This is a genomic window from Planctomycetota bacterium, assembly GCA_021414025.1.
GTDB lineage: Bacteria > Planctomycetota > Phycisphaerae > Phycisphaerales > SM1A02 > SYAC01.
In genome coordinates this window covers 431,895-455,267 of record JAIOPG010000007.1, presented here as the reverse complement: position 1 = coordinate 455,267, position 23,373 = coordinate 431,895, and the positions used below count along the sequence as shown (strand labels likewise).

Annotated in this window: 20 protein-coding genes; 15 read left to right on the top strand and 5 right to left on the bottom strand. The window is 64.6% G+C overall.

Translation table 11 applies throughout. The features are described 5' to 3' along the window. On the bottom strand, positions 1-743 hold a 743-nt coding region (locus tag K8R92_11075), incomplete at its 3' end, for a methyltransferase domain-containing protein (protein ID MCE9620430.1). A 465-nt stretch (positions 744-1,208) separates the two neighbouring features. Here K8R92_11075 and icd point away from each other — a divergent pair. The 4 genes from icd to K8R92_11055 all read left to right on the top strand — a co-directional run bounded on the left by icd (position 1,209) and on the right by K8R92_11055 (position 5,386). Further along, the gene (icd, locus tag K8R92_11070) at positions 1,209-2,636 is read left to right on the top strand and encodes an NADP-dependent isocitrate dehydrogenase (protein ID MCE9620429.1); all 1,428 of its coding nucleotides are present in this window, start codon (positions 1,209-1,211) and stop codon (positions 2,634-2,636) included. 18 nt (positions 2,637-2,654) lie between these two features. Next, positions 2,655-3,446: a VTT domain-containing protein gene (locus tag K8R92_11065; protein MCE9620428.1), complete on the top strand. Its 792-nt coding sequence runs from the start codon at positions 2,655-2,657 to the stop codon at positions 3,444-3,446. A gap of 153 nt (positions 3,447-3,599) precedes the next feature. Further along, entirely contained in the window at positions 3,600-4,352 is a 753-nt protein-coding gene (locus tag K8R92_11060; protein MCE9620427.1) for a class I SAM-dependent methyltransferase, read from the top strand. Positions 4,353-4,378: 26 nt separating this feature from the next. Next, entirely contained in the window at positions 4,379-5,386 is a 1,008-nt protein-coding gene (locus tag K8R92_11055) for a polyprenyl synthetase family protein (protein MCE9620426.1), read from the top strand. Here K8R92_11055 and panC read toward each other — a convergent pair. After that, positions 5,367-6,221: a pantoate--beta-alanine ligase gene (gene panC, locus K8R92_11050; protein ID MCE9620425.1), complete on the bottom strand. Its 855-nt coding sequence runs from the start codon at positions 6,219-6,221 to the stop codon at positions 5,367-5,369. The two genes, K8R92_11055 and panC, sit on opposite strands and share 20 nt — an antisense overlap. Positions 6,222-6,415: 194 nt before the next feature. Here panC and K8R92_11045 point away from each other — a divergent pair, with 194 nt between their 5' ends. The 3 genes from K8R92_11045 to K8R92_11035 are packed head-to-tail and all read left to right on the top strand — an operon-like array spanning position 6,416 to position 8,545. Next, positions 6,416-7,654 carry an IscS subfamily cysteine desulfurase gene (locus tag K8R92_11045; GenBank protein MCE9620424.1) on the top strand — a complete coding sequence of 413 codons (1,239 nt, stop codon included), beginning with the start codon at positions 6,416-6,418 and terminating at the stop codon, positions 7,652-7,654. Between the two features lie 18 nt (positions 7,655-7,672). Next, positions 7,673-8,110, top strand: a complete 438-nt coding sequence (gene iscU / locus K8R92_11040; GenBank protein MCE9620423.1) for a Fe-S cluster assembly scaffold IscU — start codon at positions 7,673-7,675, stop codon at positions 8,108-8,110. Positions 8,111-8,131: 21 nt separating this feature from the next. Beyond that, complete coding sequence (locus K8R92_11035; GenBank protein MCE9620422.1) at positions 8,132-8,545, top strand: iron-sulfur cluster assembly accessory protein; 414 nt, start codon at positions 8,132-8,134, stop codon at positions 8,543-8,545. Here the strand turns inward: K8R92_11035 and K8R92_11030 are convergent. Next, a complete protein-coding gene (locus K8R92_11030) occupies positions 8,535-10,235 on the bottom strand; it encodes an EAL domain-containing protein (protein MCE9620421.1) in 1,701 nt (566 codons plus the stop codon). The two genes, K8R92_11035 and K8R92_11030, sit on opposite strands and share 11 nt — an antisense overlap. Before the next feature lie 322 nt (positions 10,236-10,557). On the opposite strand from K8R92_11030, the gene K8R92_11025 reads away from it, so the two are divergent. The 7 genes from K8R92_11025 to K8R92_10995 all read left to right on the top strand — a co-directional run bounded on the left by K8R92_11025 (position 10,558) and on the right by K8R92_10995 (position 17,890). After that, positions 10,558-11,334 (top strand): hypothetical protein, encoded by a 777-nt coding sequence (locus K8R92_11025; protein ID MCE9620420.1) that lies wholly within the window; start codon positions 10,558-10,560, stop codon positions 11,332-11,334. A gap of 102 nt (positions 11,335-11,436) precedes the next feature. Then, complete coding sequence (locus tag K8R92_11020; GenBank protein ID MCE9620419.1) at positions 11,437-12,240, top strand: hypothetical protein; 804 nt, start codon at positions 11,437-11,439, stop codon at positions 12,238-12,240. Positions 12,241-12,375: 135 nt separating this feature from the next. Beyond that, positions 12,376-13,185 (top strand): hypothetical protein, encoded by an 810-nt coding sequence (locus K8R92_11015; protein ID MCE9620418.1) that lies wholly within the window; start codon positions 12,376-12,378, stop codon positions 13,183-13,185. A gap of 57 nt (positions 13,186-13,242) precedes the next feature. Then, positions 13,243-14,130: an FkbM family methyltransferase gene (locus tag K8R92_11010; GenBank protein MCE9620417.1), complete on the top strand. Its 888-nt coding sequence runs from the start codon at positions 13,243-13,245 to the stop codon at positions 14,128-14,130. A 109-nt stretch (positions 14,131-14,239) separates the two neighbouring features. Next, complete coding sequence (locus K8R92_11005; GenBank protein MCE9620416.1) at positions 14,240-14,812, top strand: hypothetical protein; 573 nt, start codon at positions 14,240-14,242, stop codon at positions 14,810-14,812. A 51-nt stretch (positions 14,813-14,863) separates the two neighbouring features. Beyond that, entirely contained in the window at positions 14,864-16,600 is a 1,737-nt protein-coding gene (locus tag K8R92_11000) for a hypothetical protein (GenBank protein ID MCE9620415.1), read from the top strand. Between the two features lie 33 nt (positions 16,601-16,633). After that, positions 16,634-17,890 carry a hypothetical protein gene (locus K8R92_10995; protein MCE9620414.1) on the top strand — a complete coding sequence of 419 codons (1,257 nt, stop codon included), beginning with the start codon at positions 16,634-16,636 and terminating at the stop codon, positions 17,888-17,890. Positions 17,891-17,937: 47 nt separating this feature from the next. Here the strand turns inward: K8R92_10995 and K8R92_10990 are convergent, their stop codons facing one another. After that, on the bottom strand, positions 17,938-18,585 hold the full coding sequence (locus tag K8R92_10990; GenBank protein ID MCE9620413.1) for a hypothetical protein: 648 nt from the start codon (positions 18,583-18,585) through the stop codon (positions 17,938-17,940). A gap of 244 nt (positions 18,586-18,829) precedes the next feature. On the opposite strand from K8R92_10990, the gene K8R92_10985 reads away from it, so the two are divergent. Next, the gene (locus tag K8R92_10985; GenBank protein MCE9620412.1) at positions 18,830-20,377 is read left to right on the top strand and encodes a YifB family Mg chelatase-like AAA ATPase; all 1,548 of its coding nucleotides are present in this window, start codon (positions 18,830-18,832) and stop codon (positions 20,375-20,377) included. Positions 20,378-20,382: 5 nt separating this feature from the next. Here the strand turns inward: K8R92_10985 and K8R92_10980 are convergent, their stop codons facing one another. Further along, positions 20,383-23,370, bottom strand: a complete 2,988-nt coding sequence (locus tag K8R92_10980; protein ID MCE9620411.1) for a proline dehydrogenase family protein — start codon at positions 23,368-23,370, stop codon at positions 20,383-20,385. Between the last annotated feature and the right edge of the window lie 3 nt (positions 23,371-23,373).

Sequence of the window (23,373 nt, the reverse complement as noted above, 5' to 3'; positions counted from 1 at the left end):
CGGCGATCCGGGGTTGGACGGTGGTCCTCGAGTCTGGGCGTGAATGGGGTGACCGGGCGGCCCCGCGCGAGGGGGTGCGACACGTCCGGCACCGACACGAACGCAACGCCGCCCGGGCGCAGCGTGCGAAGGAACTGGCAGAGTCCGCCGATCGGATCGCGCGCGTGCTCGAGCAGGTGGTTGCCGATGCAGAAATCGACGCGACCGTCGCCGATCGGCAGGCGTTGCAGGTCGGCCACCAGGTTCGGCGGTGTCAACGTCTGGCCGTCGAGTTCGGGGTAGTGGGCGCGTGCGTCGGCGAGCGTGAGTCGGTCGACGTAGATCACGCGTGCGGTGGCGGGCACCGTCATGGGGTTCTGCAGCGCGCCACATTCGACCCCGCCGCCACGCAGATAGCGTTCGGCCATGATGGTCCGGAGGTTGCTGCCGGGTTCGACCTGCGCGAGATCGGCGATCAAGGTGAGGCGCGCCAGGCGGAGGCGTCCGGGGCGGTCGAGAGGATCGAGCCGAAGCCGCTGCGGGACGCGATTGGCCGGCAATGTGTGCGCCGTCAGGTCGATCACGTAGGTACGCTCGACGCCGTCGGCGACGATCTGCCACGACACGCTGGACGACTCTTGGAAGCCGTCGCCGTCGTCGCGGAAGAGCTGCGTGCGCGCGACGCCGTCAGGGGCCGTCGCTGCGAAACGGACGTGCAGGTAGCGCCAGTGCGTGCCGGCCGGCAGCGCCAGCGGGGGACTCACCCAGCCCGGGTCGTCGGTCGGCGCGGTCCACCAAGTGCCGTCCGGGATCAGTCCGCCGAGCGGGGCCCAGTCGGTTGGGAGGAGTGGATGGAGTACTGGCGCGGTCTCGCGGACCCACGCGGCGCCGTAGCGATCGATGCGAGTGATCAGATCGTCGAACGGGGCGGGGTCCGGCGTGGCGGACGGCGCTGACTCCGCCGGCCGGCGGCGCGGACCGCGGACGAGATCGCGGAGGCCTCTGACCAACGCGGTGGCAGCTCGAAATCCTCCCATCGGAGGGTCTGGGCGGTATCAGGAAGCGGTGGCGGTTGCACGTGGGTTGTTCGAGAGACGCTGTTGGCGGCATGCACCTCGGGAATTCGCAGGGCCTGTTGCGATGCGGAAGGGCAGCGGCCCCGCGGTTCGCTCGCGGTGCGTGCGGACACTCTTGCGCCACCCCGCATTTTCCTGCTTCTTCACCCCACCATGGCGCAGTACAAACTCGTGAAGGTCCCTGCCGGCGACACCATCCGGATCGCCGCCAACGGCACGCTGCAGGTCCCCGACAAGCCGATCATCCCGTACATCGAGGGCGACGGCACCGGCCCCGACATCTGGAAGGCAAGTTGCATGGTTTTCGACGCCGCGGTGGAGAAGGCTTACGGCGGCAAGCGCAAGATTCACTGGCACGAGGTGCTCGCCGGTGAAAAGGCCTTCAACAAAACCGGATCGTGGCTGCCTGATGAAACGCTGACGTCTTTCCGCGAAATGCTCGTGGGCATCAAGGGCCCGCTCACCACGCCGATCGGCGGCGGCATCCGCAGCCTCAATGTCGCGCTGCGCCAGATCCTCGACCTCTACGTCTGCCTGCGCCCGGTGCGCTACTTCAAGGGCGTGCCCAGTCCGGTCAAGAAGCCCGAGGATGTCGACGCCGTCATCTTCCGCGAGAACACCGAGGACATCTACGCAGGCATCGAGTTCAAGGAAGGCTCGCCCGAAGTCAAGAAATTCCTGAGCGCCTTCAAGGAGGCCTATCCCAAGGAGTTCGGCAAGATCCGCTTCCCCGACACCTGCGGCATCGGCTTCAAGCCGATCTCGCGAGAAGGCACCGAGCGACTCGTCCGCTCCGCGATCAAGTACGCCCTCAAGCACAAGCGCAAGAGCGTGACCATCGTCCACAAGGGCAACATCATGAAGTTCACCGAGGGCGCCTTCAAGGACTGGGCCTATGCGCTGGCGGCCAGGGAATTCCGCAATGAAACCGTGAGCGAGCGCGAGACGTGGATCTTCGGCAACAAGGAAGCCAACGCCAATCTCACCTCCGAGGCCAACGCCAAGCTGATCGACCCCGGCTACGACATGATGACGCCGGACCAGAAGGGCAAGATCTGCGCCGAGGTCGACCAGGCGATGAAGCAGTGGGGAACCCACGGCGGCGGCAAGTGGAAGAGCAAGCTGCTCATCAAGGACTCGATCGCCGACATCACGCTGCAGCAGGTGCTGACGCGGGCCAAGGACTTCGACGTCATCGCGACGATGAACTTGAACGGCGACTACCTCTCCGACGCGCTGGCGGCCCAGGTCGGCGGCATCGGCATCGCGCCGGGCGCCAACATCAACGAGATCACCGGCCACGCCATCTTCGAGGCGACCCACGGCACGGCGCCGAAGTATGCCAACCTGGACCAGGTGAACCCCGGCAGCGTGATCCTCTCCGGCGAGATGATGCTGCGCTACATGGGCTGGGGCGAGGCGGCGGATCTCATCATCGCCGGCATGGACGCGGCGATCGGCGCCAAGACCGTCACCTACGACTTCCACCGGCTGATGGAGAACGCCCGCAAGGTGAAGTGCTCCGAGTTCGCCAGGGAAATCATCAAGCACATGGACGCGAGGGTCCCGGTCACGGCCTGAGCGTTCGGCGAGCAGCCCATGACCAGCGAACCGACGCCACCGAACGCGTGGAGGCGCCACGTCGAGACGTGGGCACGGCAATACCAGGCCCTGCCCAGCGGCATGCGCAGCGGCGGCATTCTGCTGCTGTTGTGGCTGCTGCTGCCGGTGGCCAACGGCTTCTACCTGCTGGCGCACATCGACGAGGTTCGCCAGTGGATCGGCGGCGATTCCCTCTATTCCGCGGCGGTCTTCGCCTGCTGCTATGCGCTGCTGACCGGCGTCGGGCTGCTGCCCACCTACGCGCCGACCATCGTCGGCGGGTGGATCTTCGGCGCCAAGCTCGGATTCGCGGCGTGCAGCGCCGGGTACTTCGGGGGCACCGTCGTGGGATTCGCCATCAGCAGGCTGGTGTGCGGCAACGACGTCGTGATGTGGATCGACGCCCACAAGCGCTGGTCGATCATCCGCCGGACCATCCTCGAGGAGAGCTTCTGGAAGTCCACCGGCATCATCACCCTGATCCGACTCTCGCCCAGCGGGCCCTTCTCCGCGATCAACCTGATCATGACCGCCTGCGGCGCGGGTTGGGCGAAGTTCCTGATCGGCTCGTCGCTGGGCATCGCTCCGCGGACCTTCATCGCCTGCTCCTTCGCCGCCTCGGGAGCCGCCACCGGCGCCACCGACATCCAGACCCTGGCGAAGGATCAGGGGATGTTCGCGGTGATCGCGGGCATCGTGACCCTGATGATCTCGCTCGCGGTGATCGGCGTGATCGCCCGCAAGGCGCTCGATCGTGCCCTGCGTGACGATCCTTCCGCGAGTCGCTAACGTGCTTCTCCCATGTCCGTCATCGAGATGAACCATCCCCACGTCAAAAATCCCAAGAAGAAAGCCTTCCAGACCAAATTCAAGGCCCGGTCGAAGGGGGTCCGCAAGGGATGGCGCAGCGCCGCCACCAGCGATCCGCACGAGCTCTACGAGTTGGCGGTGCAGACCCCGGTTGACGAGGTCAAGTTCATCGATCGCATCTTCGCGTCGATCAACGGCCGCCTTCCCAAGACCTTCCGCGAGGATTTCTGCGGCACGCACATTCTTTCCAGCGCCTGGGTGCTGCAGCGCCCCGCCAACACCGCCTACGGCGTGGACCTTGATCCGGAGGTGCTCGCCTGGGGCCGCGAGCGACGCGCCCGGCAACTGTCCGCAAAGGCCCTGCGGCGGTTGCGCACGGTGCAGGGGAATGTGCTGACGCACGAAGGCCCCAAGGTCGACGTCGTGGCCGCCTTCAACTTCTCCTACTACATCTTCAAGAAGCGGGCCGAGCTGCTGCGCTACTTCAAGTTCGCGCGCACGCAGCTCGCTCGTGGCGGCGTCTTCTTTCTCGACTGCTACGGGGGCTATGAAAGCTTCTCGCAGCAGAAGGAGGAGCGCCACTTGGACGGCTTCACCTATGTCTGGGAGACCGAAAAATACAACCCGATCTCGGGCGAAGTGCTCAACCACATCCACTTCAAGTTTCCCGACCGGACCAGGATCCGCAAGGCCTTCACCTACGACTGGCGGCTGTGGACCATTCCCGAGTTGAAGGAATTGCTCGCAGAATCCGGCTTCAAGCGCTCCACGGTCTATTGGGAGGGCACCAACCACCTCACCGGGAGCGGCAACGGAAAATTCCGCGCCGACACCCAGGGCGAGGCGTGCGCCGGGTGGATCGCCTACATCGCGGCCGAGAAATAAATCCCATTTTCACCTAGAGTCCCCCCATGCATCCCTTCGCCATTCTTGCACCTGCGTGGCGCCGCGCTCCCGCCGCCGGCATCGTGGCGGGGGCGCTCCAGGAGGTCGAGGAAGTCTTCCGCCGCCAGCTTCGCAGCGACCTGCCCGCGGTGAACGAGCTGGCCCGCCACGTCGAGCGTTACCGCGGCAAGATGCTCCGCCCCACGCTGCTGCTGCTCTCGGGACTGGCGGCGACGGGCCGCGAGGACGAGTCGGCGCTGACCCGCAACCACAAGATGGCGGCCGCCGTCTCGGAAATGATCCACATGGCGACCCTGGTGCACGACGACGTGCTCGACGACGCCGACACGCGCCGGCAAGGGGCCACGATCAATTCCCTGCGCGGCAACGAGACCGCGGTCATGCTCGGCGACTGGCTCATCTCCAACGCCTTCCACCTCTGCTCGCTCATCGGCGATCCCTCGCTGAACGTCGCCTTCGGGCAGACGACCAACACGCTTTGCGAGGGCGAGCTGCTGCAGTTGAGCCGGCGCGAGGATGTCTGCCTGGACGAGAACACCTACCTGGAGATCGTCCGCCGCAAGACTGCGGCCCTGGTCTCCACGTGCTGCCAGCTTGGCGCCAAACTCTCCGGGGCCAGCAAAACCATTCAGTCGGCGCTTTCGCAATATGGCCAGCACACCGGCGTCGCCTTCCAGATCCAGGATGACATCCTTGATTTCACCGGCGACCAGAGCGTGGTCGGCAAGACCCTGGGTTGCGACCTGCTCAAGGGCAAGGCCACGCTTCCGCTGATCCTCTATCTGCGCGACTGCGCCGGCAGCGCCCGGGCCGAGGCCATCGACGTGATCGAATCGCGCGACGGTGTCGAGCTGGTCAAGCGCATGCACAAGGCGGGGTCGATCGAGGCTGCACAAAGGATCGCCGAACACATGATCATCGGCGCACAGGAGGCGCTGGTGCCGTTGCCGGCGGGGCAGGTGAAGTCGCTCCTGCAGGAGCTTGCCCTGGAAGTCATCCGCCGGGATCGATAGCGGCGTTGTCGATCAACCGGACGCCCTCGAGTCGCGCGGCCACCAGCGCGCGGCTGCCGCGACGGATTTCCTTCAAGGGCAGCAGCGTCTCGGAGGAGCGAACCGCCGCGTAGTCAATGACCAGACCGTGGCCCTGCAGGACGCGCCGCATCTCACCCTCAACTGCCGCGGGATCGCCCCCGGATTGCGCCATCGCGTCCGCCGCGCCCAAGGCTTTTGACAAGCCCAGCGCGCTTTTGCGCTGGACCGGCTTCAAATAGCGATTGCGGCTGCTCATGGCCAGGCCGTCGGGTTCGCGGATGGTGGGACAGGCGTGAACCGCAAGATCCGGCCATCGACCGCTGGCAAGCCGAACCATCTCCTGAACCGCACGGAGCTGCTGAAAATCTTTCTCGCCGAAGTAGGCCGCGACCGGCCGGCAGAGGTCAAAGAGCTTGGCAACGATCTGCAGCACCCCCGCGAAATGCGCCGGGCGGTGGGCGTCTTCGAGCCCGGGCCGGGTCGCCACATCGGGCAGCACCATCGCCGCCGCCTCGGCGCCGGCCGCCGCGACTCCATGCGGATAGAGCTCCTCGACCGCGGGGATGAAGATGGCGTGCGCCCCCGCCTTGCGGCAAAGTTCCTGGTCGGCCTCGAGCGTGCGCGGGTAACGGGCGAAGTCCTCGCCCGGTGCGAACTGCGTCGGATTCACAAAGATTGTCACGACCACGGGGAGCCTTGAGGCCGCCGCGCGCTCGACGAGCGAGGCATGGCCCGCGTGCAGGGCGCCCATGGTGGGAACCAGCGCGCCGCGGTGGAAGGGCTCGAGCGACCGGGCGTGCTCCACTATGCGCATGCGGTGAAGGTACTCGCCCTTGGACCCGTTCTCGTCCGCGTGAATCGCGGCATTTCCCCCGTCGAAACGGAGGGTCCTCGCTCCGCGCCGTGCCCTTTTTTTGCTTTGCAATCGCGGCAAAGATGCCTACACTAGGGGACTGAAATCGCGGATTCCGATTTCAGAATAAAAATCCGAATTTTCGAGAGCCCCACATGACCAACCCACGACCCCTCTACCTCGACAACGCGGCCACCACACGATGCGATCCTCGCGTGGTGGAGGCGATGCTTCCCTATTTCTCCGAGTGCTTCGGGAATCCCGGCAGCCGCAACCACGCCTATGGGTGGGAGGCCGAGGATGCCGTGGAAAAGGCCCGCGAGCAGGCCGCGGCGCTGATCGGCGCCAACTCGAAGGAGATCATCTTCACCAGCGGCGCCACCGAGAGCAACAACCTGGCGATCAAGGGCGCGGCGCACATGTACGCCAAGGCCCCTGAGGGACAGACCGGACGCGGCCACATCGTCACGGCGCAGCATGAGCACAAGGCCGTGCTCGATCCCTGCAAGCGTCTTCAGAAGGAGGGCTTCGATGTCACCTTCATCGAGCCCCCGGCCGACGGCGTGATCACCGCCGCGATGGTGGAGAAGGCCCTGCGGCCCGACACCATCCTGGTCTCCATCATGTGGGCCAACAACGAGATTGGCACCATCAACGAGGTGCCCGCGATCGGCAAGCTCTGCCACGAGCGCGAGATCATCTTCCACACTGACGCGACGCAGTGGGCCGGCAAGATGCCGACCGATGTCGAGCGTGACAACATCGACCTGCTCTCCTGGAGCGGCCACAAGATCTACGGACCCAAGGGCGTGGGCGCCCTGTATGTGCGCCGCCGCAAGCCGCGCGTCCGACTCGAGGCCATCGTGGACGGCGGCGGCCAGGAGCGCGGCATGCGCAGCGGCACGCTCAACGTCAGCGGCATCGCCGGCTTCGGCAAGGCCTGCGAACTCTGCCAGCAGGACATGCAGTCGGAGGGGCAGCGCCTGCTCAAGTTCCGCACCAAACTGGAGACCGAGCTCGCCAAGAACATCGAGGTCACCCAGGTCAACGGCCACGCGACCAAGCGGCTGCCCAACATCACCAACATCTCCTTCGGCTTCGTCGAGGGCGAGAGCCTGCTCATGGGCATCAAGGACATCGCCTGCTCCTCCGGCTCGGCCTGCACCAGCGCCAGCCTCGAGCCCAGCTACGTGCTCAAGAGCCTGGGCGTCGGCGACGAGCTTGCCCACAGCAGCCTGCGCCTGAGCATGAGCCGCTGGACCACCGAGCAGGAGATCGACTACACCATCGCGTCGATCACCAAGGCGGTGAATCATCTGCGAAAAATGAGCCCGCTCTACGACTTGTACAAAGAGGGCGTCGACATCAGCAAAATCCAGTGGCAGACCCACTGATCCCGGAAGGAAACCGCCATGGCTTACAGCGCAAAAGTGATCGATCATTACCAGAACCCGCACAACGTGGGCTCGTTCGGCAGCAGCAAGGAAGTGCTCGCCCGCAAGGACGTCGGGGTGGGCATCGTGGGCGCGCCGGAATGCGGCGACGTCATGCAGTTGCACATCCAGGTCAGCGACCAGGGCCTGATCAAGGACGCCAAGTTCAAGTGCTTCGGGTGCGGCTCGGCGATCGCCTCAAGCTCGCTGGCCACCGAATGGATCAAGGGCAAAACGGTCGATGAAGCTTTGGCGATCAAGAACACCCAGATCGTCGAGGAGCTCAGCTTGCCCCCCGTGAAGATCCACTGCAGCGTGCTCGCCGAGGATTCCATCCGCGCGGCGATCGAGGATTGGAAGAAGAAGAACGGCCGCGCGACCGAAACCGCCGCGCCGCAGGCCGCGAAGACCCACTGATTTCATTTCCAGGAGACCCCCATGCCCGTCATCGTCACCGAAACCGCAGCCCGTGAAATTGATTCGATCATCCGTCAGCAGGGTCTCGATCCTGCCAAGATCCATCTTCGAGTTGGAGTGAAAGGTGGCGGATGCAGCGGATTCAGCTATCTGCTCGATCTCTCCGAGATCCGCAAGGACAATGACGAACTGTGGGAGATCTCCTACACGCGACGACCGGAAGCGCAAGCCAAGAACGGAAATGGTGCGGGCTCGGTGGCCACCGCGACCGCGCCGGAATCCTTCACAGTGAAAGTCATCTGCGACCCGAAGTCGTACCTGTATGTCAACGGCACCACCATTGATTTCAAGGACGAGGTGATGGGAAGGGGATTCGTCTTCAACAATCCCAACGCGACCACGACCTGCGGATGCGGGTCGAGCTTCAGCGCCTGAGTTCGGAGCGCTCCCCGCGCGGCGCTGACCCGGCGGGAGTGTCGCGCCTGATTTTCCCGACCAGCTCAGGGATCCCGTCGCCGGCCGTCGCTTTTCCGATCAGCCAGCCCTGCGCCGCGTCGCAGCCATTCTCCTTCAGCCAGGCCCACTGCGCCAGGCTCTCCACCCCGACGGCGACCATGCGAAGCTGAAGCTGGCGCCCCAGCGAAATCATGGTCTGTACCACCGAGCGATCCTGCGCCGTGCCCGGCAGCGTTCGGATGAAGCTGCGGTCCATTTTCAATTCCGACACCGGCAGCGTCCGCAGATTGGCCAGCGTCGCCACGCCCACACCGAAGTCATCCACGCAGAGAGTCACTCCCAGGTTGCGCAGGGTTTTCAGCGGCCCGCCAAAGGCACGCGGATTCGACAGGATGGCGGCCTCGGAGATTTCCATCGCCAGCTGGCCGGCGAGTACTCCGCTCTCGGCGAGCGCTCCTCGCACTGCATCGACGAAGCGAGGGTTGGCGAGTTGATTGGCGGCAATGTTCACCGCGATGCGAAGATGCAGGCCGGCCTGCTCCCAGGCGGCAGCTTGGCGGCAGGCTTCGCGGAGTGACCACAGGGTGATGGAGTCCATCAGGCCGCACTCCTCGGCGAGCGCGACGAACCGGCCCGGGGGAATTCGCAGTCCCGTCGGCAGGGTCCAGCGAATCAGCGCCTCCGCGCCATACACATCGCCCCGCACCATCCCGACCTGAGGCTGGAACATCAGCTGAAACTCCGCTCGCTCGACGGCGTGCTGTATGGCGCTGGCCAGCTGCAGATCGTTCAGCAGACGCGACTCCATCGCGGCGGACCATCGCATCGCGCTGGGAACGGCGCCGCTGCGCGCTTCGCCGTCCGCCAATTCGGCGCGCCCCAGGATCGTGGCGGCATCCGCCGGCTCGCGGACATCGACCGGACACCAGCCCGCGTGGACGCGCAGGCGAATGTCCCGCTCGGCCAGGACCAGCGGCTCCCGCGCCGACTGCACCATGCGGTCCGCCACTGCGTCGGCCTCCGGCGTGCCAGGCGGCATGGCGATCACGAACGTTTCCTCGCTCAGGGCGGACATCCAGGCGCCGGCGGGCATCAGCGGCGTGAGCCGGTTCCGGAGCGATCGCTCAAGCTCGGCATGCAGGGCGCTGCCCGCGACTCCCAGGGTATGCAGCGCCGTGGAGACATTGGCGAACTGGTCGAATCGCAGCAGCAGAAGGCTGCCCAGTTCACCGGCGTCGATCGCATCCTGGAGGCGCTGCGACAGGATGCTCTTGCCCGCCACGCTGGGTGCCGCATCGCGCCACTGCTCGCGACGGCGCAGGACGCCTTCCACCACCTGCCGGAGTGAGTTCGGCACGGCGTCCGTCGCGATGGTGGCGTCTGCTCCGCGGGAAGCCAGCGTCGTTAGCAGCGGAGTTTCCGCAACGGCCACCACCATGGTTTGCGTCAGCGACGGCATGCCGCGCACTTTCAGGAGCAGGGAACGGGCGTCACAGTCGGGGCCATCCACAAGCACGATGCACTCGGCTTGCGTCGAACCTGCGAGCGCCACGGCGCGCGATTCGTCCACGGGTGTGATGGTGGCCGCTTCGATCTCTTGCAGGCACGCGATGCACGTCGCACGGGCCGGATCCGCGCCAGAAACCAGAAGTATCTGCTTCGGGTGCAAGGCGCGGAGTTTAGCTGCAGGCGACTTCCTGCTTCGTCCAATGGCGAATCCACGCTTCATCGGGTCCGCACAAGGCAGGATTGCAGCATTGGGCCCCAGTGGCATCTGTCAAATAATTCATCGATTGGTTCCTGGCCAGCAAATTCCGTGGAATCTCGCATTTCTAAGTACTTAATAGAGCATGGATTATGAGCCAATTTCACCCTTGGCTTGCCTTGGAACACCTCATATTCGATGTTGGAGGTCGTAGGTGGCTGGCAACAGCGACTTACAGGGCTTCGGCCCGGAAAGAATGGATATGAAACTCTCAAGCACGATTTCAATGAACAACACCCTGACTCGCAAGGCCTCCGGTATGGCGCTTCTGGCGCTGGTTTCGGCGGGTGCGTTCAGCTCGCCTGCCCAGGCCTCGGTCGTCGATACCCCCAAGGGTTTCGTGCTTCGCAGCAATGGCGCCATTTCGCTCGCGGGCAATGTGCATGCGGGCGGCATGGTGGGCGCGATCGGCCATGTGACGACGGGCTCGGGAACCTCGACCGATGGCGTTGAAACCGGCTCGGTGCACACCTGGACCAGCCCGGTCATCACCTCGTGGGTCACTCCTCCCGGCGTCAATGTCGACTTGGACAAGTCGGAGGTCCGTTCGCTGACTGCGGGTTCGTACGCCCAGTTCACCAGCAAAAATTCGGCCACGCTGAATCTTGGATCGGGCACCTACACCTTCAGCAAGTTCGATCTTGCCACCAGCGGCAAGGTGGTGGCCGACACCAGCGCGGGCGACATCTATGTGTATGTGAGTGGCGTGTTTTCAGCCGCGGGCAAGACCCAGTTCCAGACCATCGGCGCCGGAAAGCTCTTCTTGGTGGCCATTGGCAACATGTCCTTCGGCAGCCAGGCGGAAATTCAGGCGGCCATTTACGGCAGCGGCGCGGTGAGCTTTGCCGGCAGCACCCACTTGACGGGTCTCGCCTACGCGGGCGGCAACATCAGCGTCGGCACTGGTTCGGAATTCACCTTCTCGAACGTGCCGGCTCCCGGCGTCTCGGCTCTGATGGCCATCGCCGGCATCATTGGCGGCCGTCGTCGTCGCCGGATGTAATCCCCGACTGGCACGTGCCAAGAAGCCCTCATATTCGATGTTGGAGGCCGTAGGTGGAGGGCAGGATTCACCCGCTGGGGCTCCCGCTCGGAAAGCATGATCATGAACAACGCAATGAACAATCCATCCATTCTCAACAACATTTCCCGCAAGGGAGCTGGTTTCGCGCTGATGGCGCTGACCACCCTCGCGGCCATCGGTTCGGCCGCCCATGGAGGCATCGTCGACACGCCGAAGGGATTCGTGCTCCGCAGCAATGGCTCGATGGCCCTCGAAGGCAATGTGCATGCCAGCGGCGCGGTCGGAGCCCTGGGCACGGTCACTTCGGGATGGGGCACTTCGCTCGACGGCATTGAGACCGGCTCGGTGCACACCTGGACCAATCCCGTGATCACTTCATGGGCCGCGCCCACCAGCAACAATGTAAATCTGGCGTGGGCGGAGACCCGCTCGCTGACCGCGGGCGCCTATGGCTCCTTCACGAGCAACAGCTCGACCACCCTGAACCTCGGGCCGGGCAACTACACCTTCAGCATATTCCAATTGGGCTGGAGCGGTAAGGTCGTGGCCAACACCAACGCCGGGGACGTCTATCTGTACGTCAACGGCGGACTCACCACCGACAGTGCGACCCGATTCGAGACCACGGGTCCCGGCAAGCTCTTCATCGTGACTCTGGGCAGCATGAACTTCGGCTACCAGACCAATCTGCAGGCGGCCCTGTACAGCGGCGGAGCGATGAGCTTCGGCGGCGATTCTCGCCTGACCGGTCTGGCCTATGCGGGCGGGAACATCAGCGCCGGCTATGGAGCAACTTTCGCCTTCTCGAACGTGCCTGCTCCCGGCGTCTCAGCCCTGTTGGCGGTCGCGGGAATCATCGGCGGACGCCGTCGTCGCCGGCTGTGATCCCGTTTCGGCCCAGGGGCTCGGTCTGAACGAGCGGATTGGCCCCTTTCTTTATCGTCACATATTCAAGGTTGAAGTCCGTAGGTGGCTGGCAACAGCGATTTACAGGGCTTTGGCCCGGAAAGAAGAATGGACATGAAACTCTCAAGCGCGAAATCAATGAACAGCACCCTGACCCGCAAGATCTCCAATGGGACGCTTCTGGCGCTGGTTTCGGCCGCGGCGTTCACGTTGACCGCGCAAGGCTCGGTCATCGACACTCCCAAGGGCTTCGTGCTTCGCAGCAATGTCGGCATTGCGCTCGCCGGCAATGTGCATGTTGGGGGCAAGGTGGGCGCGGTCGGCCAAGTGACCACCGGTTCAGGAACCTCGACCGACGGCGTTGAAACCGGAGCCGTTCACACCTGGACCAGCCCTGTGATCACTTCATGGACCGCGCCTGCGGGAGTCAATGTCGACTTGGACAAGTCGGAAGTGCGCTCACTGACCGCGGGCTCGTACGACAAGTTCACGAGCAAGATTTCGTCCACTCTCAATCTTGGGTCAGGCGTCTACACCTTCAGCAAGTTTGATCTTGGCGCCAGCGGCAAGGTGGTTGCCGACACCAGCGCGGGCGATGTCTACGTGTATGTGAGCGGTGCGTTTGCAGCGGATGGACAGACCAAGTTTCAGACCACCGGCGCAGGCAAGCTCTTTCTGGTGGCCCTGGGCAACATGACCTTCGGCAACCAGGCGGAAATCAATGCGGCCATTTACGGCAGCGGCGGGGTGAGCTTTGCCGGCAACACGAACTTGACCGGGCTCGTCTACGCGGGCGGCAACCTCATCGTCGGAAGCGGCTCGAACTTCACCTTCTCGAATGTGCCGGCACCCGGGGTCTCGGCCCTGTTGGCGGTCGCCGGAATCATCGGCGGGCGCCGCCGTCGACGACTTGATGTGCTTTGAGCGACCTGCCCATTCGCTAAGATCGCGGCATGGAAGCACGCGATCGAGGGGCGCCAGATGCAGCCGGTTGAAGTCGGCACGATGGAGGGGCCCTTGCGGCTTCTATGTGAAAAGGGCATCCGCTATTCCACCGTCATCGATGTCGGTTGCGCCGACGGCTCTTTCTTCCTCACCTACTTCGCGAAAAAGTACCTGCCCGGCGCGGTGCCGTTCAACATCGACGCGAATGCGCTCTACCGTGAATCCCTGAAGGCGATCCAGGATGTCGTTGGCGGTCATTACCGCATCTGCGCGGCGACCGACCATGAGGGCGAAATCGAACTGACGACCTCCGTCAATCCCTACTGGTCCTCGCTGCGGCCGGAGGGCGACGCCTATTGGCAGCGGATCAACCAGCTCAGCGCCACCAAGACGAAAGTCCCGGCGACCACTCTCGATACGTTGCGCCGGCAGCTCGGATTGAAGCCGCCGTTCCTGCTCAAGCTTGACGTTCAGGGCGCGGAAGAGAGCGTGCTGCGCGGCGCGACCGGAGTGCTGCAGGAGACGCATCTGGTCATCTGCGAAGCCGATCTCGACGATTTCCAGAACATCAACAAGATTCTGACCGAGAGCGGCTTCGTGCTTTACGACGCGACGCATCTCACCCGGCTGCAGGACGGCTCGCTTGGTTGGTTTTACCCGGTGTACATCAATCGCAAGCTGGACGCCCTCCGGCCGAAAAATTTCTGGGACACCACCCAGAATGCGTCGATGATTCAGCAACAGCAAATGCGGCGGCAGAAGGTCTTGAAAATGAACGCGGAAATCCTGCAGTGGATCCGGGAGCAGAAGGCATCCGCCACCGGCGAAAGAGCGGCTCCGGCGTCATCCGCGGTGGGAAGGAATGACCCATGTCCCTGCGGGTCGGGCCGCAAGTACAAGCAGTGCTGCGGTGCCAATGCCTGAGCGGGCGTTCGATTCGTTCGTCCTGCCTGTGCCCAATAATTCAAAAAATTTCTTGACAGGCATGGTTCCCGCGATATGTTCGGACCACTTCAAGGAGAAGAGAGAAAAGATGATTCATTTCAATTCGTGTCTGGCCACGCTCGCCCTCTGCGGCGGTGCTTTTGCATCCATCATTCCTGTCAGTTCATACTCCTATGTCAATGCGCCCTACGGCTACTACGACTCGGGCAACGAGCTGACCGACGGCGTGTGGAGCACCACCGGCATCAATCCTTCCGATCTCTGGGTCGGTTGGAGTTCCGCCCACGCGAAAATCGACTTCGACTTCGGCAGTGTGCAATCACCCGCGGCCGCCACGATCATTTTTTGCCAGTGGGGAGGCGCGGCCGTCTATCTGCCCACGCATGTCTCCTTCGAGCTCAGTGAGTTCGCGGATTTTTCCAACAGCACCACGTTGACCTACCTCAGCGATTTTGACGGCTCGCACGGCGGAGTCACGGTCCAGCGCGACTATGACTTCAGCAACGATGCTCCCAACGCTCGCTATGTCCGCCTTTCGGCCGACCACGACAATCAGTGGATTTTCATCGGCGAAGTGCAGTTCTTCGATGTGCCCGCGCCGGGGGCCGCCATCGTGTTCGCGGCTGCGGGGATCCGCCCGCGCCGCCGCGTCATTTTCTGAAAAATTCCGAATACTCTTTGCATCAGCGTGCGATGCCAGTAGCCTGAAGGGATGAAACCAACTTTGCTGACCCTTGGCGCTGCGTTGGCATTCGCTTCAACAACCATCGGCGGGCAGGCCGCCGTCGAAGTCGATGGCGCGTCGATGGTGGCCCGCTTCGACGGTGATGTTGTGGCGCGGGTGTTGATTCGAAGCCCTCAGGATCTGCTGCTGGTCAATCGGCTCAGCGATGACATGTGGAGTCATGCCGCGGGCGTGGGCGGCGAGGCGGATTTCCGTCTGTCGGAATCGGCGTTGAAGTCTTTGGGCAAGGCTGGCGTTCCCTATCGCATCCTGATTCCGGACTTGCAGGATCGAATCGACGAAGAGCAGGTCCGGCTCGCGCAGCCGGAGGAAGCGGCCGACTGGTTCGCCGATTTCAAGAATCTTGCCGCCGTGAACGCGCGGCTCGATGCGTTGGTGGCGGCGCACCCCGGATTGGTCTCGATCGTGACCGCGGGGACATCGATTCAGGGCCGAACCATTCGCGGCGTCCGGATTTCGCGCTATCCCGCGGGGACGAACCTTCCCGCGTTCATGTTCAACGGCACGGCCCACGCCCGCGAGTGGGCGAGCACCATGACGGCGATGTGGATCGCGGACCAGTTGATCGAGCAGGATGGAATCGATTCCCGCATCACGGCGATCCTGGATTCGGCGGAGGTCTACATCTTCCCGGTGCAGAATCCGGATGGATACGAGTACACCTGGGGCCCCAACCGCCTGTGGCGCAAGAACCGCCGACTGGTGAGCGGATCCACCTATGGCGTCGACATGAACCGGAACTGGAGCGTGGGCTGGGGCGGCGAGGGCTCGAGCGGCTTCGCGAGCAATGAAACCTACCGGGGCACCGCGGCTTTCAGCGAGCCGGAAACCATTGGAATGCGCAACTTCATCCTGGCTCATGCCAATCTGGTCGGGCACATGGATTTCCACAGCTACAGCCAGCTCATGATGTGGCCCTGGGGCTACATCGAGGACACGTCACCCGATGAGGACGCGTTCGCGGCCGTCGGCTATCCCATGAACGACGCGCTCTCCTCGGTCTACGGATCGCAATACTTCGCGGGGCCGATCTACTCCACCATCTATCCCGTCGGCGGCGGCGTCGTGGATTGGGCCTACGGCATCCAGGGTTTGTGGAGCGGCACGATCGAGGTGCGCGACACGGGCACCTACGGATTCGTCATGCCGGCGAGCGAGATCATTCCCAACGCGAGGGAGAATGCCGAGGCCAGCCTCGTGATGATGGAGCGTTTGCTGGGCTCATGTCCGGTCGCGATCACGCAGGGGCCCGGCGCGATGATCGCCGCGAACACGGCTTCGATCGTCGAAGTCCTCGCGGTTCCAAATGTCAGCTCACTAATCGCCAATGGAGTCCGATTGAAGTGGAGCCTGGACGGCGGAGCCACGCAGAGCGCAGTCATGGCGAGCATTGGCGGCGACCACTACAGCGCCACGCTTCCCGCCATGGCGTGCGGGTCGCAGCTCACGTGGTTTGTCGAGGCCGAGACCAAGTTCATCACCACGCGGGCGCCGCTCAATGTTCCGGGCTCGGTCAATGTCACCACCGCCAATCCCTGCAACCCGGCGGATCTGGATGGCGACGGTACCGTGGATGGGGCCGATCTTGGCCTGATGTTGCTGGACTTCGGGGTTTGCCCGGTTCCGGCAAACTGCCCGGCCGATCTGGACCACAGCGGCGAGGTCGATGGTGGCGATGTCGGCCTGCTGTTGCTTGAATATTGAACTTAGCCCGGATTCAACCCCCGGAGATTTGACATGAAACCGATTCTTGCCCTGTGCACCGTCTGGACCATCGTCGGCGCCTCGTCCGCGCTTGGCGATGCGCCGACATTCCTGGAGCTCGACCTTGGCGTTCCCGGTTATTTCGATCCCACGGGAATTTCCAGCGACGGCCGTTCAATCGTCGGCGGGTCGTACATCGTGAGTCTGGGCAACAAGGCTCGCCGATGGCGTGAGGGCATTGGTTTCGACTATCCCGGTCCCGGCGTTAATCCGAACATCGCCTCATGGTGCTCGGGGATCTCTGCCGACGGCAGCGTCATTTCCGGCGGCAACGGGCACGCGGTCTTCGGCGATCTCGAAGGGTGGATGCGCTACGGCGGAAGCGCCGGCCACGTCGGCTCGCCGCAAGGCCAAAACACGAGCGATTGCCTCGCGGTCTCCTCCAGCGGCGTGGTCACGGTCGGCTACGGCGGGAAGCAGTCGAATCCCAATCTTTTCCAGGCCGCTCGATACACCGAGGCCGGCGACTGGATCAACATGGGTTTTCTCCCCGGGGGCGACAACTCCAAGGCGACAGCCGTCTCCGCCCTCGGCACGGTGATCGCCGGGTGGTCGACCGACGCCGGCCATGACGCTGCGAGGGCATGGCGATGGACGACGGGCACCGGAATGGTCTCGATCGGCAACCTGCCGGCGGGGGCGTACGCTCAACCGACCTGCATGAGCGCCGATGGCTCGGTGATCTACGGACACGACAACGACGTCGCGTGGCGCTGGACGGCGTCGACGGGGATCACCGAGCTGCCGTTGAATGTCGCGGCGAGTGCCAGCTATCCGTACGGTTGCTCGGCCGACGGTTCGGTGGTCGTCGGCTTGATGCAGGTGCAGGGCACCAACATCGCCTTCATCTGGGACGAAGCCCACGGCATGCTCGATCTGCGGGAATTGCTGATCGCGCAGGGGCTCACGGAACTGTCAAGCTGGTCCTTCGAGAGCGCGGGCTGCATCGCCGGCTCCAACCCCTGGATGATCGCGGGTCTCGGCGGCGAGCCGGGGGGCTTCTATCGGGCCTTTCGCGTGAGCGTGTCAACGCTCGACGCGCCGGCCATCTGCTCCTGCGACCTGGATGGCGACGGCTCGGTGGATGGCGCCGATCTCGGCCTGTTGCTGCTGGACTTCGGGGATTGCGGGGATCCGATGCATTGCCCCGCCGACCTGGATGGCGACGGCGCGGTGGACGGGGCCGATCTCGGCCTGATGCTGCTTGAATTCGGCGACTGCCCCTCGTAACGCGACGGGCGGTGGAGCGCTTCGACGAGTCCCTGGGCGCCTCGCGGTCAGCGACGCCTGCGACCCCGCAGCAGCCCGACGGCTCCCGCAATCGTCAAGCCCGCGGGCGACGGCACAAAGTTCACGACAAAGTTGTCGTACAGGCCGGTGCGGGAGTACCCCCAGCTGGTGCTGCTGTTGGCGCTTCCAAATCCAAAGCGGATGACGCCGCCGGTGGCGCTGAAGTCCGGAAGGGCGGGGGTGTCCAAATCCATGGCGTAAAAATCCGCCGCCACTGGAGCGATCGCATAGGTGGTCCACGACTCGGTGTTGATGAAGTACCCCACGCGCCAGAAGTGGTTGTCCTGTTCGACGACAAAACTCATGGCCTGCAGGCCATCCACGTACCGCGAATCCATGGAGAAAGTGAGGTCGGTCAGCGCGCCGCCGGAGGACGGGTTGTATGAAAAGGTCTCCAGCATGCTCAGGTTCCACGCGCCGCTGTAGTCGTTGCCGCAGGAGTTGGTGACCATGCGGCACGATTCCGGGACGCCGCCGGCGGTTTGACTGGCGCTTCCGCCCCCGCCGTAGGGTCCGAACTGGAAGGTGGTCATCGACCAGTCCGCGTCATTGAAGGTGCCGTCGGAAACGACGACGGCCGCAAAGCAGGAGGAACTTGCTGCAAGAGCGACAACGAGCGCGAACGATGAAGGCATTGAAAACTCCGATGCTTGGAAAGGTTGGGAAGTTGAAACGAGCGGGCAAGGTATCCCGGGGGTTCTTCTGAAGCAAGCAAAAAGGCGGCGAATCCAACGGTCATGCGATCGCACTCGCGTGTGGAGTTATCGCTCAAATCGTCTTCAAGGGTGATCATGTGTTCGTGAATTTTTCTGATCTCGTTGGCCGGAAATTCAGCCGCACGTTGGAGGCGGTTGCAAATCGCCCGTCACCATGGGCGGCATGCAAACGAGCGTGTTCGGCTTCGCGCTGCGCGGCATCGATGCCGTGCCCTGCGAAATTGAAGTGGATGTGAGCGGGCAGGGATTGCCGCGCACCACCCTGACCGGCCTGCCCGATGCCTCGGTGCGCGAGGCGGTCGACCGGGTGCAGACTGCGGTCGCCAACACGGGTTTGCCCTGGCCGGGCGGGCGCGTGGCGATCAATCTGGCGCCGGCGGATCTTCGCAAGGAGGGGCCGGCGTTCGACGTGCCGCTGGCGCTGGCGGTGCTCATCGCGGCGGGTGCCGTGAAGCGCCGCAAGGGATCCGAGGCCAATGCATTCCGGCGCATTGTGGCGGCGGGGGAATTGGCTCTGGACGGGCGCATCCGGCCCATTCGCGGAGCGATCTGCATGGCGATCCTGGCCCGCGAACTTGGTTTCGATGCGGTGATGCTGCCCAGGGAAAATGCCGCCGAGGCCGCCGCGGTGGAGGGAGTTCGCGTCGTGCCGGTAGCGACGTTGCGCGAGTCGGTGGCCATTCTCGCCGGTTGTGAATCCGCGCCGACGGTCGAGAACAACGTTCCGATGTCGCGGGAACTTGCCGCAATCGATTTCGCCCGCGTGCGCGGGCAGGAGGCCGCCAAGCGCGCCCTTTGCGTGGCGGCGGCGGGTGGGCACAACGTCCTCATGATCGGACCCGCGGGCAGCGGGAAGACGCTGATGGCCCGGGCGCTGCCGGGCATCCTGCCCCCGCTTGATCTGCCGGCCAGCATGGAGGTCACCCGCATCCATTCCTGCGCCGGCGTGCTGCCGCCCGGCGAGGGATTGATGCGCGACCGTCCGGTCCGATGTCCGCACCACACCGCGAGCCCCGCAGCCATGGTGGGCGGCGGAAGCAATCCGAGGCCCGGAGAGGTGAGCCTGGCGCATGAGGGGGTCCTCTTCCTTGACGAGGTGGCGGAGTTTCCCCGCAGCGTGCTCGAGGCCTTGCGAGAGCCCCTCGAGGATGGCTTTGTCACGGTCAGTCGCGCCCGCGGCACGGCGAGGTTTCCGGCGCGGGCCATGCTGATCGCCGCCATGAATCCAACCGCTCGCGGCGACCTGGGCCAGGGTTCGCGACGCGCCGTGGAGCAATATCTTTCGCGACTGAGCGGACCCGTGATCGACCGCATCGATCTGCATGTGGAGGTTCGTGCCGTCTCGTTCGCCGCGCTGTCGGGCACGCGGGCTGCGACCGGAACGGCGGAGCTGCGCGAGCGAGTGCTTGCGGCGAGAGAGCGAGGCGCGAAGCGGCAGGGATCGATTCCCAACTCACGGCTGGCCGGAGCGGCGCTCGACCGCGTGGCCGCGCTGGACGATGAGGGTCGCTCCATCGTGCAGCAGGCGATGACGGAACTGGGCCTTAGCGCCCGGGCCTACGACAAGATCCGCAGGGTCGGCCGCACCATCGCGGATCTGGACGGCGCCGATTCGATCCGGGCCCAGGACATCGCCGAGGCGGTGCAATACCGGATTCTCGACCGTTTCCGCCCGACCGCGGAGCCGCTGATCGTGACGGCAAGCGCGTAGAAAATTTATTCCATGCCGGGAGCGAAGCCGCGGCGCATCGTGTTCTCGCAGATCGCGCGAGGCTCCGTGAACTGCAACAGGTAGTCGGCGCCGCCGGCTTTGCTGCCCACGCCGCTCATACCGAAGCCGCCGAAAGGCTGCCGTCCCACCAGGGCACCGGTGATGCCGCGGTTGATGTAGAGGTTGCCGACGCGGTAGTCGCGCTTGGCCCGCTCAAGGTGGCTCGGCTTGCGCGAGAAGATGCCGCCGGTCAATTTGTAGGCGGTGGAGTTGGCGATCCGGAGCGCCTCCTCGAAGTCCTTGGCGCGAATCACGGCGAGCACCGGCCCGAAGATTTCCTCGTTGGCCAGTCGGTGCTCAGGCCGGATGCCGCTGAAGATGGTGGGGGAGACGAAGGGCTTGCCGACCCGTTCCTCAAGCCCGGCCGCGACTGGCAACTGCAGTTCAAGTTTGCCTTCGCTCTTGCCTATCTCGATGTAGCTCCGAATTTTTGTTGCCGCTTCCTGGTCGATCACCGGACCGACGTCGGTTCCCGGCAGCATCGGATCGCCCACGGTCAGGCACCGCGTGGCCTCGACCAGCCGGTGCAGGAACGCATCGTGTGCGCTGTCGACCACGATCACCCGACTGCACGCGGAGCATTTCTGGCCGCTGAAGCCGAAGGCGCTTTGGCGCACACCAAGTACGGCTTCGTCCAGGTCGGCGCTGGCGTCCACGATGATTGCGTTCTTGCCGCCCATCTCGCAGACCACTTTCTTCACGGATTCCTGGCCCGGCGCCACTGTGCCGCAGGCCTGGATGATGTCCAGTCCCACGCCCTTGCTTCCGGTGAAGGCGATCAGCGCCACCCGCGGGTCGCGCACCAGGGCCGCGCCGACTTCCTCGCCAAGACCCGGCAGGAACGCCAGGCATTCGCGGGGAACGCCGGCGCTCCACAGAATCTCGCACATCACTTTCGCGATGCCCACCGTCTGTTCCGCGGGCTTCACGGCCACCGTGTTGCCGGTGACCAGCGCCGCCACGGTCATGCCGCAGCAGATCGCCAGGGGGAAATTCCACGGACTGATCACGGCGCAGACGCCGCGCGGCTGGTAGGTGACTTCATCGAGCTCGCCCACGAAGCGGCCCAGGCGCTTGCGGTCGAACAGTCCTGCGGCCTGCCGCGCGTAGTACTCGCAGAAGTCGATCGCCTCGCAGACGTCGCCGTCGGCCTCGCGCCAGGTCTTGCCCGCTTCGCGAATGATGACGCCGCACAATTCGTCGCGCCGGGCGCGCATGGCTGCCGCCGCCTTGACCAACGCGTCGGCGCGCTGCGTGAAGGGGCGGTCGCGCCACGCCGGATAGGCCGCCGCGAGCAGGCCCACGGCGTCTCGCGCGGTCTGGGCGGTCACATTCCGGGCGCCCGTCGGAACTGCGGCGCCGCGAATGGCGGCGGCAAAGCTCTCGCGTGTCTGGGCAATGGAGAAGTTGCGGCAGGGCTCGGTGAAGAAGGGAAGTCCGTTGCCAATCTCTCCGCGGCCCTCGGAGAGCTGGTGCTTTTGGGCGGCCTGCTCCAGGCGCGCCTCGGCGGTCAAGGCCGGTGCGGCCTTCGCGTGGGGCGAGGCCAGCAGCAGCGACGCGTCGGCGTTGTCCATGAAGCCGGCCTTGAGCCAGCTCTCGTTGCTGGTGTTCTCCAGCAGGCGGCGCACCAGGTACGCCATGCCGGGGATCATCTCGCCCACCGGCACATATTCGCGGATGCGCAGGCCCATCTCGGCCACCGCGGACTTCAGCGCGTCGGCCATGCCATGCAGCATCTGCAACTCGATGGCGGCGGGGGGCAGGCCCAGCTGCTCAGCCGCCGCCAGGGTGGCCGCAATGCTGCGGGCGTTGTGACTGCCCAGCGCCAGCTTGGTGCCGCCCTCGCCGGGCGTGCGCGGGCAGTGCTCAAGGTAGATCTTCTGCATGCGTTCAAAACATGCATCCGTCTGCGCTTTCGTGGACCACACCGGGCAGGGCCAGCCCTGTTGCTCGGCGTGGATGGTCTCGTAGTCCCAGTAGGCGCCCTTGACCAGGCGCACCGTGACCACGCGGCCCGTGCGCTTCGCCCACGTGGCAATGCGCCGCGCGTCGTCGTCGCCGCTGCGCAGATAGGCCTGCATGGCCAGCCCCGCCTCGAAGGGGACCGCCTCGCAGCAGCGCATGAAGAGCTCCATCGTGAGGTCCTTCAGGGCGAACTGTTCCATGTCGAAATTCACCAGCACCTTGTGCTCGACCGCCGCCTCAAGGATTGGCCGCAGGTGGGTCATCAGTCCGCGCAGGCAGCCCTCGCTGTCGATCGGATCGGTGCGCGCGTAGAGCGAGGAGATCTTGATGCTGACGTTGGTCCGCGCGATCGGGCCGAGATGGTCGCGCTCCAGCCGCTCGTTGGCCGGCCACGCCGCGACGGCCCGAGGAAGATTGCGGACGAGATCGAGGTACTTCGCCTGGTAGGCGGCGGCTTCCTCGTCGCTCACGCAGGCTTCGCCAAGCAGGTCCACGCTGAAGGCGACGCCCTCCTTCCACATTCGCTCCAGTTGCGGCAGGGCGCTCTTGGCATCCGTGCCGGCGATGAATTTCTCCGCCATGCCCGTGATCTGGTTGCTCATGGTCTTGGTCATGAGCCCCTTGGCCAGACCGCCCGCCTTGAGACCGAGGTCCAGTCCCGGCGGCAGCTTCACGCCCGGCTGGGTGAGGTAATCGGTGAGATGTTCATGCACCTGGTCGGCCGTCTTGAGCATGGGAAACGCGTCGACGAAGCGGAAGAGCTGCACCTTGAACGCGGCATCTTTCATCGACCAGTCCATGAGCTTGTCGGACCAGAACTGGGCGCTGAGCATGCCCGACTTGCGCGACCGGGCCCGCTCCAGGATGGCCCGGCCCTTGGCCTGAATCAGGGCCTCGAGAGTCGGATCGGCGCTCGCCGCAACGGAAACCGCGGAGGCAGCCTTCGGACGCTTGGAGAAGAGACCCATGGA